This is a genomic window from Patulibacter brassicae, assembly GCF_033949425.1.
GTDB lineage: Bacteria > Actinomycetota > Thermoleophilia > Solirubrobacterales > Solirubrobacteraceae > Patulibacter > Patulibacter brassicae.
On sequence record NZ_JAXAVX010000001.1, the window covers coordinates 244,312 to 256,791 of the forward strand.

18 protein-coding genes are annotated in these 12,480 nt (G+C 70.0%); 7 read left to right on the forward strand and 11 right to left on the reverse strand.

The features are described from left to right. Nucleotides 1–225: 225 nt before the first annotated feature. The 3 genes from SK069_RS01165 (at nt 226) to SK069_RS01175 (ending at nt 1,632) form a co-directional block, all read left to right on the forward strand. Nucleotides 226–873, forward strand: a complete 648-nt coding sequence (locus SK069_RS01165) for an SCO family protein (RefSeq protein ID WP_319952342.1) — start codon at nt 226–228, stop codon at nt 871–873. Continuing rightward, complete coding sequence (locus tag SK069_RS01170) at nt 870–1,037, forward strand: hypothetical protein (RefSeq protein ID WP_319952343.1); 168 nt, start codon at nt 870–872, stop codon at nt 1,035–1,037. The genes SK069_RS01165 and SK069_RS01170 overlap by 4 nt, the downstream gene beginning before the upstream one ends. Nucleotides 1,038–1,350: 313 nt before the next feature. Further along, nucleotides 1,351–1,632 carry a hypothetical protein gene (locus tag SK069_RS01175; protein ID WP_319952344.1) on the forward strand — a complete coding sequence of 94 codons (282 nt, stop codon included), beginning with the start codon at nt 1,351–1,353 and terminating at the stop codon, nt 1,630–1,632. 7 nt (nt 1,633–1,639) lie between these two features. Here SK069_RS01175 and SK069_RS01180 read toward each other — a convergent pair whose 3' ends face one another. From SK069_RS01180 to SK069_RS01220, 9 genes are all read right to left on the reverse strand, one after another. Beyond that, nucleotides 1,640–2,416: a sulfite exporter TauE/SafE family protein gene (locus tag SK069_RS01180; protein WP_319952345.1), complete on the reverse strand. Its 777-nt coding sequence runs from the start codon at nt 2,414–2,416 to the stop codon at nt 1,640–1,642. A 34-nt stretch (nt 2,417–2,450) separates the two neighbouring features. Beyond that, nucleotides 2,451–3,851: an MBL fold metallo-hydrolase gene (locus tag SK069_RS01185; protein WP_319952346.1), complete on the reverse strand. Its 1,401-nt coding sequence runs from the start codon at nt 3,849–3,851 to the stop codon at nt 2,451–2,453. Then, nucleotides 3,848–4,189, reverse strand: a complete 342-nt coding sequence (locus SK069_RS01190) for a rhodanese-like domain-containing protein (protein ID WP_319952347.1) — start codon at nt 4,187–4,189, stop codon at nt 3,848–3,850. Before SK069_RS01190 ends, SK069_RS01185 begins: the two co-directional genes overlap by 4 nt. Nucleotides 4,190–4,281: 92 nt before the next feature. Further along, nucleotides 4,282–6,387, reverse strand: a complete 2,106-nt coding sequence (locus SK069_RS01195) for an MMPL family transporter (protein ID WP_319952348.1) — start codon at nt 6,385–6,387, stop codon at nt 4,282–4,284. Beyond that, complete coding sequence (locus SK069_RS01200) at nt 6,384–6,647, reverse strand: DUF2892 domain-containing protein (protein WP_319952349.1); 264 nt, start codon at nt 6,645–6,647, stop codon at nt 6,384–6,386. The genes SK069_RS01195 and SK069_RS01200 overlap by 4 nt, the downstream gene beginning before the upstream one ends. Then, on the reverse strand, nt 6,644–6,994 hold the full coding sequence (locus tag SK069_RS01205; protein ID WP_319952350.1) for an ArsR/SmtB family transcription factor: 351 nt from the start codon (nt 6,992–6,994) through the stop codon (nt 6,644–6,646). The genes SK069_RS01200 and SK069_RS01205 overlap by 4 nt, the downstream gene beginning before the upstream one ends. 295 nt (nt 6,995–7,289) lie before the next feature. Next, nucleotides 7,290–8,030 carry a cation diffusion facilitator family transporter gene (locus tag SK069_RS01210; protein ID WP_319952351.1) on the reverse strand — a complete coding sequence of 247 codons (741 nt, stop codon included), beginning with the start codon at nt 8,028–8,030 and terminating at the stop codon, nt 7,290–7,292. After that, nucleotides 8,027–8,401: an ArsR/SmtB family transcription factor gene (locus tag SK069_RS01215; protein WP_319952352.1), complete on the reverse strand. Its 375-nt coding sequence runs from the start codon at nt 8,399–8,401 to the stop codon at nt 8,027–8,029. The genes SK069_RS01210 and SK069_RS01215 overlap by 4 nt, the downstream gene beginning before the upstream one ends. A gap of 45 nt (nt 8,402–8,446) precedes the next feature. Next, nucleotides 8,447–8,917 (reverse strand): DUF4396 domain-containing protein, encoded by a 471-nt coding sequence (locus SK069_RS01220; protein WP_319952353.1) that lies wholly within the window; start codon nt 8,915–8,917, stop codon nt 8,447–8,449. 78 nt (nt 8,918–8,995) lie between these two features. Here SK069_RS01220 and SK069_RS01225 point away from each other — a divergent pair, with 78 nt between their 5' ends. From SK069_RS01225 to SK069_RS01240, 4 genes are all read left to right on the forward strand, one after another. Beyond that, nucleotides 8,996–9,358 carry a hypothetical protein gene (locus SK069_RS01225; protein ID WP_319952354.1) on the forward strand — a complete coding sequence of 121 codons (363 nt, stop codon included), beginning with the start codon at nt 8,996–8,998 and terminating at the stop codon, nt 9,356–9,358. A gap of 98 nt (nt 9,359–9,456) precedes the next feature. Next, entirely contained in the window at nt 9,457–10,146 is a 690-nt protein-coding gene (locus SK069_RS01230) for a DUF305 domain-containing protein (protein ID WP_319952355.1), read from the forward strand. 57 nt (nt 10,147–10,203) lie between these two features. Continuing rightward, complete coding sequence (locus tag SK069_RS01235) at nt 10,204–10,710, forward strand: nucleotidyl cyclase domain-containing protein (protein WP_319952356.1); 507 nt, start codon at nt 10,204–10,206, stop codon at nt 10,708–10,710. Between the two features lie 74 nt (nt 10,711–10,784). After that, nucleotides 10,785–11,486, forward strand: coding sequence for a DUF4396 domain-containing protein (locus SK069_RS01240; RefSeq protein ID WP_319952357.1), 702 nt, complete (start codon nt 10,785–10,787; stop codon nt 11,484–11,486). Between the two features lie 114 nt (nt 11,487–11,600). Here SK069_RS01240 and SK069_RS01245 read toward each other — a convergent pair whose 3' ends face one another. Both SK069_RS01245 and SK069_RS01250 read right to left on the reverse strand, forming a co-directional pair. Further along, entirely contained in the window at nt 11,601–11,816 is a 216-nt protein-coding gene (locus tag SK069_RS01245) for a hypothetical protein (RefSeq protein WP_319952358.1), read from the reverse strand. 261 nt (nt 11,817–12,077) lie between these two features. After that, on the reverse strand, nt 12,078–12,479 hold the full coding sequence (locus SK069_RS01250) for a MarR family transcriptional regulator (RefSeq protein WP_319952359.1): 402 nt from the start codon (nt 12,477–12,479) through the stop codon (nt 12,078–12,080). Between the last annotated feature and the right edge of the window lies 1 nt (nt 12,480).

A 12,480-nucleotide genomic window follows, 5' to 3' on the forward strand; every position in this document is an offset into this window, starting at 1 on the left:
TCTCTATCTCGTGAGCCGCGTGTGGACATGGCTGACCCCGACCCGCCTGCGACACATCACCCGAGCCCTGCTCGTCACGGCCGTCGTCGCCTCCGGACTCCTGGTCTCTGGCAGCACCTCCACGATCACCTCGCAGGATCGACCTACACCGGCCAGCACCGTACCGGCGGAGACGCGCGCCGCCCCGACTACGGGATCCCAGGCCGCTAACGACGAGGCTCGGAGATGAACCCGCGGGCTTTCCTGGCGCTCTTGGTCTCCGGCGTTGTCGTCCTCGCGGTCCTCGTCGTCCTGGCCGTAGCACTACCCACGACCGTCACGATCGAGGACGGCATCCAGGCCTCCGGCTCCGCGTACCGCGGCGCCGCACGCGACGGCGGCACCACGCTCCTGCCGTCCCCCCCGTTTCGCCTACGCGACCAGGACGGCCAGATCCGCACCGTCGAGCAGCTGCGCGGACGGCCGGCGATCGTCACGTTCCTCTACACCTCGTGCGAAGACACCTCCCCCGCCATCGCCCGCCAGATCGCCTCCGCCCTCGACGACGTTAAGACCCCCGTCTCGACACTGATCATCAGCGTCGACCCGCAGTACGACGATTCCGAAGCCGCACAGCGCTACCTCAACAAGATGAACCTCCGCGGCCGCGCGTCGTACCTCCTCGGCACCCGCCAACAACTCGAGCCGGTCTGGGACGCCTACCGCATCCAGCCCCAAGGCGAAGCGTTCGACCACTCCGCCTACGTCCTCGTCCTCGACCACCTAGGACGCCAACGCGTCGCGTGGCCGGCCGACAAGCTCACCAGCGACGGCCTCGCCCACGACGTAGGCGTCGTCTCGCGCCTCAGCCGCACCGCTACCGGAGCGGGATGAGCGGCCTGCTCGCGCACATCGCCGACCCCCTCCACGCGCTGCTCTACCTCTCGCCGGTAGCGATTGTGATGGGCGGCCTCTGGCTCGCCGGCCGGCACCTCCCCGAAGAAGACGAGTCCGGCCACTGGGCAGACGACATCACGACGCCCGGGGGCTCCACCTGACTAGCGATCTCGGGCGATGCGCGGATACTCGCCCAACCAGCCGAAGTCGTCGGCGCAGTGTCCCGGTCGAGGATCCTCAGCGGGACGCCGGTCGGCGCCAGATAACGCTGCGAAAAGACCGCCAGATAGCGATCCGCTTCACATGCGGCGTCAGGTGTTGGTGCTGCGTCCCGCCCGAGCGTTATCGGCCAATGAAGGCGGGTTCGCAGACGACCTAAGAAGTGATCGCTAGGTAGCGGTGCTCTTGACCGCTCGATGGTGCGTCGCTCGTGACCAGGTTTACGTTTTCGCGGTCTCGCCGGATACTCCGGGGGTGGCGTGTTTGATCATCACTTACGACGTCGAGCGGGTCGGCGACGAATCGGCTCGCCACACGCGGCTGATTGCCGCGATTCAGGCGTTGGGAGCATGGGGGCGGGTGCAATCAGGTGTTTGGATCGCGCAGACCGATGTGCCCGTCGCGGTGGCGTTCGATGCGTTGATGGAGCACCTCGATCCCGAGCATCCGTTGCTGGTGGCGCAGATCAGCGGGGACGTGAAGCCGCAGTGGGCGAACTCGTTGTGCGACAGCGCGTGGCTGCGTACCCGGGTGTAGCTCGGGGTCAGCTGCCGGGCGGTCCGCCGAGGGCGAGGGTGTCGACGAGGAGGAAGATCGCGACAGCCCCGACGGTCAGCGCGAACCCCTGGCCGAGCAGACGCTGCGGGAGCCGGTCGCTGATGCGGCTCCCGATGAGGGCTCCGAGCATCGTAGCGCCGGCGAGCGCGCCGGTTACGGGTAGGTCGATGGTGGTGCCGGTGGCGAGGTGGCTGGCCAGGGCGGCGAGGCCGGTGAGGGTGATGATCACCAGGGAGGTGCCGACGGCGCGGCGGAAGCTCATGCCGAACCAGAGCGTCAGGACGGGGACGATGACGAAGCCGCCGCCGACGCCGAAGAAGCCGGTGAGGACCCCGACGAGCGCTCCGGCGAGCACGATCTTGCGGATCGGGACGTCGGGGCAGGCCTCTTCGTCGCCGGTCTGGTCGGTGCAGGCGCGGCGCCAGGTCAGGGCCGCAGCGAGTGCCATGACGGGCACGAACGTCAGGATCAGCAGTCGCGGGCTGACCTCCTGCCCGAGGACGGTGCCGGCCAGGGAGCCGGCGGCGGCGGGGACCGAGAACAAAATCGCCAGGCGGGCGCAGACGTGGCCTCCGCGTACCCGGGCGCCTGCGCCGACGGATGCGGCGAGCGCGACGACGATCAGCGAGGCGGTCGACGCGGGGTTGACGTCCTCGCCCAGGACGTAGACGAGGACGGGGAGCGCGAGGATCGCGCCGCCGCCGCCGACGGTGCCGACGATCAGGCCGATGAGGATCCCGAACGGGATCGCCAGCAACGTCACCCCAACGGTCCCGGGAGAGGGTCCGTCGCCCGGCTCACGCCTTCGAGGTGCGGGTGGTGGTCTCGAGGTCGTTGCCGAGGCGTCCCCATTTCGGGACGCCGCCGTCGACGACGTGCACGACGTCGTGGCCGCCGTGGCGGACGACGAGGCTGGCGGCAGTCGCGGCACGCTGACCGGAGCCGCAGATCACGGCGACGGGGAGCTCGGGGGCGAGGTCCTCGGGCCAGGAGGTGATGTCGTGCCAGGTGGTCAGCGTCGACCCGGGGATGTGGCCGGCGTCGTACTCGCTCTGGTCGCGGACGTCGAGGATCTGCAGGTCCGGGAACGCGGTGCGGTGGTCCTCGAGGTCCTCCACGGCCACGCGCGGGATGGTGTTGGTGGGTCGCTTCTCCTGACGCCAGGAGGTCATGCCGCCGTGGAGGTAGCCGCCGAGTTTGCGGATCCCGACGGCGAGCGCGAGCTTGCCGGCCTCGTGGCCGTCCTGGTCGTCGCGGCCGATCAGGACGATCTCCTGCTCGCGGTCGGCCAGCCAGGCGAGCTTGGAGCCGAACCCGGCGCGGTGCATCGGCGCGCAGATCGCGCCGGGGATGTGGGCCTCGTCGAACTGCAGGTCGGTGCGGACATCGACGACCAGGGCGCCTTCGGAGCGCTTGAGCTCGATCTGTCTGGGGGTCAGCGGCAGCAGCTGGACGCCTTCGGTGAGCAGCGGTCCGCGGTTGAGCTCGACGATGGCCTGGAAGTTCGGCGGCTGCGGCCCGAGCTTCGCCAGGGCCTCGTCGACGAACTGCTGCTCGTCCTCGATCTGGAGCGTGGGGTTGGCGCGGCGCTCGTAGCCGATGGTCGAGGAGACCTTCATGTCCATACCAGGCCCGCCGCACATCGAGCCGCCGAGGTGGCCGGGCCAGACCTCGACCTCGGGCGGCAGCACGAGGAGCTTGTCCTTGAGCGAGTGGAAGATGCCGCGGGCGCCTTCGGCCTTCTCGATCGCGAGGTCCGGTCGGGCGACGTCGTTGACGAAGAGGGTGTCGCCGGTGAGGACCGCCCAGGGCTGGTCGCTGCGCTTGGTGTCGATCAGCGCGAAGGCGGTGTGCTCAGGGCGGTGCCCCGGGGTGTGGATCGCGCGGACGGTGAGGCCGCCGAGCTGGAACTCGTCGCCGTCGTCGAACGGCTGGTGGGCGTAGGCGGGGTCGGCGAGCCGGTGGACGTGGATGGTGGCGCCGGTGGCGACGGCGAGGCGGCCGTGGCCGGAGACGTGGTCGGCGTGGTTGTGGGTCTCGAAGACGTGGTCGATCGAGACGCCCATGTAGCGGGCGAGGTCAAGGTACTCGTCGATCTCGAAGCGGGGGTCGACGACGGCGGCGATGCCGGCCTTCTCGTCGCCGATCAGGTAGCTGGCGCAGCCGAGGTCGTCGTGGGTGATCTGACGGAAGATCATGCGGATCCCTTCTTCGTGGGCAGGCCCTGAGCGTCCCAGGCGGTCATCCCGCCGACCACGTTGCGGACGTCCAGGCCGGCGGCGGCGGCGGTCTTGGTGGCGTTAGTGCTGCGGCTGCCGGCTCTGCAGACGAACGCGACGGGCCGGTCGGTCGGCAGCTCGTCGAGCCGGCCGGCCAGCTGGCCGACGGGGATGTGGAGGGACTTCACCTTCGGGGCGAGCTGCCGGCGCTCTCCGGTTTCGCGGACGTCGACGAGGACGAGCTCACCGGTCTTGGCGGCGTGCTCGGCCTCCTCCGGGGTGAGGTCGATGATCTTCTGCTTCTTCCTGCCGAACATGCGGGGTGCTCCCTTATCGGTCGTGCGGACGGTTCCCGGTCCCGCGCTCCGACTGTTGATGTCGGAGCGCGGGGCCGGAGCGGGCGTGGTGCTCAGGCGTGGCCGAAGCGGATGTCGGGCAGCACCTTCGCCAGCGACCTGGGGGTCCACCACGCCCACTTTCCGAGCAGCCGCAGCGCGGCGGGCAGCAGCAGCAGGCGGATGAGGAACGCGTCGAGGAGGACGGCGACGCCGAGGATTACGCCCATCTCCTTCGGCGGGATCGGGCCGGAGAGGGAGAAGGTGAAGAAGATCGCGACCATCACCGCCGCGGCCGCGAAGATCACGCGCCCGGAGCCGGCGAGCCCGCCGATCATCGCGTCCCTGGGGTTCTTCGTGATGTCCCAGCGCTCCTTGGCGGCGGAGAGCAGGAAGACGGTGTAGTCCATCGAGATCGCGAAGATCATCGCGAAGAAGAAGACCGGCGCCCACGCGTCGAGGAAGCCTTGAGAGTCGAGGCCCAGCACGCTCGCGCCGACGCCGTCCTGGAAGACCAGGCGGCCGACGCCGAACGCCGCACCGACGGCCAGCAGGTTCGTGATGACGCCGACGGCGGCGATGATCGGCGCCTGCAGCGCCAGCAGCAGCAGCAGGAACCCGAGGCCCAGGACCACTCCGACCACAAGCGGCGTCTTCGAGGACAGTGCGGCTTCGAGGTCGTGGTTCTCGGCCGGCTGGCCGCCGACCTTCGTGCCCGCGGGCAGCTCGGCGCGCAGCCGGTCGATCGTCGTCCCCAGCGCGGGGTCGGACGCGTCGACGTTCGGGATCACCGGGACCACGGCGACGCCGCCGGTGCCGGTCATGGTCGGTATGACGCGGGCGATCCCGCGGTCGGAGCCGGCGGCCTTCGCGACCGCGGGGGCCTCGCCGGTCGTCGTGACGAGCTGCAGCTGCCCCGGGGCGCCCGGCCCGAACGCCTGCTTGACCAACGCGTAGCCCTGTGCGGAGCCGTCCTCGGACGGCACGACCTTGATCGAAGGCATGCCGGTCTTGATGCCCAGCACCGGGATCATCAGCACCACCAGGGCGACGAGCGCGACGGCGCCGAGCTTCTTGGGGTGCTTCCAAATCGTCGTGGCCCAGGCCTCGAAGCGCGGGGAGCGGGCCTCGCCGGAGCGCAGCCACGGCAGCGCACCCTTGTCGACCTTGCCGTCCAGGTGTCCCAGGACGGCCGGCAGCAGGGTGAGCGTCGCGGCGAGCACGAAGATGACCGCGAGCATGATCCCCAGCGCCATCGACCGGAACGCCGGGCTCGGGACGAGCATCACCGCCGTCAGCGAGATCAGGACCGTGATGCCGGAGAACAGGACGGCCTTGCCGGCGGTGTCCATCGTCTCGGTCACCGCCCGCACCGGGTCGCCGTGCTCGGCTCTCGCACTACGGAACCGCATGACCATGAAGAGCGCGTAGTCGATCCCTAGCGCGAGGGCGAACATCATCGCGAAGTTGAACGCCCAGACCGAGATGTCGAGGACCTGCGCACCGAGGAACAACGACCCCGCGGCGGCGACCAGGCCGGTGATGGTCAGCATCAGCGGCAAACCGGCGGCGACCAGGGAGCCGAACGCGACGACGAGGATCGCCATGGTCACCGGCCACGAGATCACCTCGCTCTTGAGCATCGCGGTGAGGTTGGCGTGGTTGAAGTCCGACCACAGACCGGATGCCCCGGTCAGGTGCACCTCCACGCCGTCAGCACCGGCCTTCTCGAGGCCCTTCTTGGCATCGTCGGCGGCGCGCACCATGTCGTTGGACGTGCCCGCGGCAGCGCCCTGCACGATGGCGGTGTGGCCGTCCTCCGAGATCGACAGGCCGGGCTGCGGCGGGATCACGCGGCCGACGAACTCGGTGTCCCGGAGCGTGGCGGTCGCCTTGGCGATCGCGGCCTGGAAGGCCGGGTCGGTGGCGGTCTGCGTCTTCGAGTGCACGACGACCTGCAGCGCGGAGCTGGAGAGGCCACCGACGTTCTTGTCGATCAGCTGGCGGGCCTGCACGGACTCCGAGCCCGACGCCTCCCAGCCTGCGCCCGAGAGCGCGGACTCGACTCGCGGGGCGAAGACGGCGAGGACGAGGACGAGGATGCCCCAGCCGATCGCGACCTGCTTGAAGTGGGTGGCGGTGTAGCGACCCAGACGACCGATCGGTCCGACGTTGTTCATCGGACGCTCCTCTCACATGCGGGCTGAAGGCTCAGGACACGGCTCATCACCATCGACGCGGGGCAGGCCCCGACGGCGACGAAGAGCCACTGATTCAGACCGACGAACGCGGTCAGCAGCAGGAACCACTGCGAGACCGAGACGGCCAGGAGGACGGAGACGATCGTCACCGTGCCGGCCATCAAAAACAGCACCCGCTCCAGCGGCCATCGCGACCCGGCCGCGACGGGGGCGCCAGCGGTGGTGGTCGGGGCGCTCACGGCGTCGCCTCGGTCTGGCCGCCCAGGAGCGCGTCGAGCTCGTTGAGCTGCTGACGCAGGCCGCCGCAGACGAGCTCGCAGATCGCGAACACCGACTCGTCCTGGATCGCGTAGCGCACCGCGGTGCCCTCCTTCGTCCGGGAGACGATCCCGGCCTGATGCAGGACCCCGAGGTGCTTGGACACGTTCTGCTGCGTCGCACCCAGGGCGTCCTTGAGCTCCCCGACCGTCGCGGAGCTGTCGCGGAGGTGGTCCAGGAGGCGAATACGCATCGGGTCGCCGATGACCCGGAAGCGCTGCGCGATCAGGTCGACGAGGGGTTCAGGGATCGGGCGGGGCATCTCCATAGCCACCACTCTACTACTGGACCGTTGTGAATGCAATTCGTGCGTAAAGCACTGAGAGTGGATGCGGTGCTGCCGATGGTTCGACGAGTCCTCAGCGCCCTGCGGGCGACGAGCACACGGACGCGTTGCTCGCGGCAGCACTGCTGGTGGCCGTCGCGGTCGGGATCGGGTTGGCGCAGTCCGCGCCGCGGGCCTTGTTGACGTCGAGATCCAGGAGACCCACCGCATCCACGCAAAGGCCGGCTCCGCGATCGTCCGGGCCACCAAGCCCCGCGCCTGACCCCTTTAGGGGGGATCAGCTGGGTTCTTGGGCCCGCCGTACGGTGGCCCACGACTGCCAGGTGATGCGCAAGATGACGGCGGTCATCGCCAGGCCGATGAGTGGATCGACGATCGGGGCACCGAGGGCGACGACGATCGCGCTGGCGATCACCGACAGCGAGACGTAGCCGTCAGCGCGGGCGTGCTGGCCGTCGGCGACCAGCGCGGGGCTCTGCAGGCGCCGTCCGGCGCGGGTGCGGATCTGGGCGGCGATCTCGTTGCCTACGAAGCCGATCGCGCCGGCGGCGGCGAGTGCCCAGAGGTGGGTGAGGTCCTGTGGGTTGATCAGGCGGTTGATCGATTCGCCGGCGGCGACCAGGGCGCTGATGAAGATCGCGGCGACGACGAAGTAGCCCGCCCGCTTCTCCGCGACCCGGGAGCGCAGCAGGAACGCGATCGCCAGCGGGATGGCGGTCAGTGCGTCGCCGGCGTTGTGGATGACGTCGGCAAGGAGCGCGAGGCTGTTGGTCAGCGCGAAGATCGCGACCTGCGCTAGCGCCGTGACGAGCAGGACGGCGAGGCTGATCGCGACGGTCCGCAGGCCGTCGCGCGACTGCGTGATCGACCGGTCGACGAGCCCGTGGCTGTGCCCGTGGTCGTGGTCGTCGGCGCGGTCGTCGGCGCGGTCGTGATGCTCAGGGGCGTGCTCGACCGGCTCGACGTCGAAGTCGAGGTGGTCGACGTGGTCGTCGGTGCAGGTCGGCAGGTGGCTCATGCCGACGCGCCTTCGGTCGCCACATCGGCGGTGGTGCCCTGGGAGTAGCGGTCGTGCTCGGCGTGGTTGCGCACGGCGGCGAGCAGGTCGGCCATGTGGTGGTCGCGCAGCCGATAAAACGCGTGGCGCCCGTCACGCCTGACGGCGACGGCGCCGAGCTGCCGCAGGACCCGGAGCTGCTGCGAGGCGACCGTCGCGGAGACCTCCGCCGCGACCGCAAGCTCCTCGACCGTCGACTCCCCCGCCACCAGGGCGTAGAGCAGCCGCACGCGGCTGGGGGCGGTGAATGCCGACATCGCCTCAGCGATCCGGTCGCCCTCCTCCCGCTCCAGCGGGGCGGAGAGGGAGCGGTGCTCGGACGGATGCGGCATCCCTCCACGCTAGCACCCCTGCGCATCCGTGCAGATGTGCCGGTGTCAGTGGTAGGCGTGGACGACGGCGTGGCCCTTGCCGCGACTGATGAGCCAGCGATTGACGGGCACGGTGACCCAGAAGGCGACGAAGAGGGCGACGGCGAGCGCGGCCCAGAATCGGAGGTCGCCGAGGCCGGCGTCCATGACGCCCGGGACGCTGAGCATGATCGCGTTGTCGATGACCTCCATCGTCAGGATGCTCACCGTGTCCGCGGCGAACGCGAGCGCGACGACGCGGCGGACAGGCAGGCCGGCCCGGAGCAGCGGGATCGATGCCAGGGCGTAGCCGAAGACGAACGCCAGAGCGACGGCGAGCCCGATCGACGCGGCGTCTCCCCAGCCCCAGGCGGTCGCCAGGACCATCCCGAGCACTTCGCCGATCGCGCACCCCGTCAGGCAGTGCAGCGTCGCGCTGATCGCCGTCCTGGTGAGGGCCGCTCCGTCCTGGTGGTCGTGGTGCATCGCGTGATCCATGCCCTCACCCTATACCCCTGGGGGGTATACACGGGAAGGGCTGGTGCGGCGTTTAGCTGCGGTGGGTACAACATGTTCATGGGCCCGATGGCCATCCGTGCGCACCTCGCGCGGACTAACCAGCGCCTCCTGGCGCTGCTGGCCGTGCTGGTCCTGGCCGGCTCGGTCGTCGCGCACCACGGCGCCCCGCACTCCATGGGCGCGATGGATCACGGCGGCGGCGATCATCAGACCGCTGCCGCGGCGATGTGCGTCGGCACGATCGCGGCGACGATCGCGATCGTCGGCCTGGTCGCGACCGTGGTCCGGCGTCGGCGCCGACGCACGTTGCGCCCGGTCCGGGCGCTGTTGCCGGTAGTCGTTCGCCTGGTGCCGACCGCGCCGTTGGCGCGGGCCCGCTCGAGCCCGCTGTATCTGCAGTACGCCGTTCTTCGACGTTGATCGCCCGCACCGGGAGCCCGTTGGCTGCCGGAGCACCTGCCGCGCGCCCGCTCCCGATGGGCGGCGTGCTTCATGACGACCAACCGAAGGACACAGAGATGTTCGCGTTCCCCACCCGTACCGTGGCGCTCCTGGGCGCCACCGCAGCGACCGCTTTGGCGGCCACCGGCTGCGGCAGCACCAGTCACAACGGCTCGCACGACTCGACCACCCCGACCGCCAACGCGACGACGTCGGCCGCGTCGGTCGACAAGGCGTTCGTGTCGCAGATGATCCCCCACCACCAGATGGCGGTCGAGATGGCCGGCTACGCCCCCGCCCGCGGCGAGCGGCCTCAGATCAAGGCGCTGGGCAAGGCGATCATCGCCGACCAGACCACCGAGATCACCCAGATGCAGGCCGCCGCCAAGCGGCTCGGCGCGCCCGTCACCGAGATGCCGTCGCACGCCGACGGCGGCATGGACCACAGCATGCACGGCGACACCGGCATGGCCGCCGCGGCGAAGACGCTCGGGATCCCCATGGACGACATGGGCATGTCGATGGACATGGGCTCGCTCGCGAAAGCGAAGCCGTTCGACCGAGCGTTCATCGACATGATGATCCCCCACCACCAGGGCGCGATCCTGATGGCCCGCGCCGAGCTCCAGAAGGGCAAGGACCCGGAGCTGAAGAAGATCGCCACCGCGATCGTCGCCGCGCAGACGAAGGAGATCGAGCAGATGAACTCCTGGCGCAAGCAGTGGTACGGGACCGAGTCGCCCGCCGGAGGCGTCCCGGCCGCCTGAGCACCGCCACCGCCCGGGCCGACCTCGGTCAGCCCGGGCACGGCGAGACGCGCACCCATGACGCAGCAGACGTTCGTCTTCGCGAACGCCCCAACCACACAGATCCCCGCGCTCGAGATGACCGTCCGGGAAGCCTTGGCGACCCATGACGGCCAGCACGTCGCGACGATCGGGAACGTCGTGATGCTGCGCATTGCGCGCGCGACCGACGCGATCGCGATCTGCCTCGACACCATCAGCGCCCTGGACGGACCGGGTCCACGCCTGGTGCGCTGCGGCGTCGATACGGGCCTGGCCCTGCGTGTCGGGGCCGGCTGGGGCGGGCCCGTCGTCGACTTCGCGGCCCGTCTTGCTGAGCACGCGAGCCCCGGTCAGGTGCTCGCGACGTCGGCAACCCGGCAGGCCACCGGCCACGCCCAGATTGATTTCGTCGACCTGGGCGAGCATCGCCTCGGCGCCGAAGCACCACCGACGGTGCTCTACCGCGCCTACCGCGTCGCCGATCTCGATCGCGCGCGGCCGGCGACGCCCGACACGGCCTCCGAGACGCCACCTCACCAATAGCCGAAAACCCAATCCTGACGCCGGTTTCTTGCTTCGGCGAAGACCGGTGTCGCCACCAGAACGTAGGAGCTGTCATGCAGGGAATGACGATGGAAGAGATGGGGTCGGGCCTTCCGACGTGGCTGACGACGGTGTCGTGGCTGTGGATCGTGGCCGCGGTCCTCAGTGCCGCCGTCGTGCTGTTCGATCTCTACGGGGGCGGGCGCCGTCCGCAGCGTCCGCTGATGGCCGCGATCTGGCCGCTCTCCGCGCTGTACCTCGGGCCGCTCGCGATCGTGTTGCAGCGCCGCGACGCCCGACGCCGCGCAGCGGCGACCTCAACGTCGTCCGACGCCGAGGCGGGCTTGGCGCTTGGCCTGCACGGAGGCGTGGCTTCGGGGTTGGCACACATCGTGGGCGTGCCGATCGTCGTCCTGACGGGCCTGACGATCGCCGGCTTCGACATGTGGGCGATGGTCGCGATCATCACCGTCCTGGCGACGATCATGCTCGTCCTCTTCGAGCTCGCCGTCGTCGCCTCCCCCACCGACCGGCAGGCCTCGGCGACGCGGCTGCGGACCGCTGCGGTCATCGCGTTGGTGACAGTCGTGGCTTTCGACGTCGGGATGCTCGGCTGGATGCTGGTCCTGCACTACTCGGAGAACATGCCGATGGCCACCGACGTGCGGTTCACGTTCCTGATGCAGGTCGGGCTCGTCCTGGGCACCCTGACCGCCGCACCGATCGCTCGCCGACTCAGCCGTCGAACCACGCACCTGCCTGCGCAGACGGTCTGACGCGCAGGTCGAGTGCGCCCGGATCGCGTGGCGAGCGCGCGTGCGGATCGCGCTGATCGGCTTGGCCGGGGTAACGACGACCACGGCCGGCGGTGTCGCGTTGCGTCTGCTGGGTTAGCCGCGGTTGTGGCGCTCGAGGCTCTGCACGTCCGCGGAGACGTCCTGGAGCGTGGTGAGGATGCCGGGGACGACGTCGCCGCCGGCGGTCGTGTGGCCCTGGACGGTGTTGGCGATCGCGGCGGCGTAGTCGATCAGCTGGTCCAGCCGGCCGTTGAGGTTGTCGAGGTGCTCTTCGATGCGGTCGAGGCGATCGCTGTCGGTGGTGCTCATGCCGGGAGTCTGCGTCAGGCGTCAGACGTCGCCGTAGAACGACGAAGCCCCGGTCGGGATTGGACTCCGACCGGGGCTCTCTAGAGATCGCCGGGGCAACGTTCGTACCGGTACTGCAGTTCCGATCCGCTGTACCCGTTGCCCGGGGCCCTGGCGGATCGTGGGTGGCGGCCGACTCCAGGTCGACTCGCCGTCCGAAGCCTGTCGCCTCGGACTTGAAGAGTTGCACGGGGGTCGGCCGGAACGCTTGAGGACGTCGCGTCAGCGGGAGAGCTCGAATCCGTTGCCGGTTCGCTGGAGCTCGCCGTGGCGGGCCATGCGGCTCATGGTGGAGGCAAGGACGGAGCGCTTTCGTCCTGTTCGCGCGGCGATCTGCGCGGCGGTGCTCCCGGGGTGCACGGCGAGCTCGCGGACGATCAGCTGTTTGTTCTCCCCCGTGCGAACCCGACCCTGGGAGCCCGCCGGAGCCGACGTGGCGGCGGGGCGGGCGGCGTCGAGAATCGCGCGCAGACGTTCCGCTTCCTGCAGATACGGCTCGAGCTCGAGCAGCCGACGGTGCACGGTCACGCAGATTCCCGAGACCGCCGGCCCGGCGCCCGCGCAGCAGTCCGGCTCCAGCGTCGTGGGGACGGGTGCTTCGGGGTGGGTCGCGGACTCGAGCACG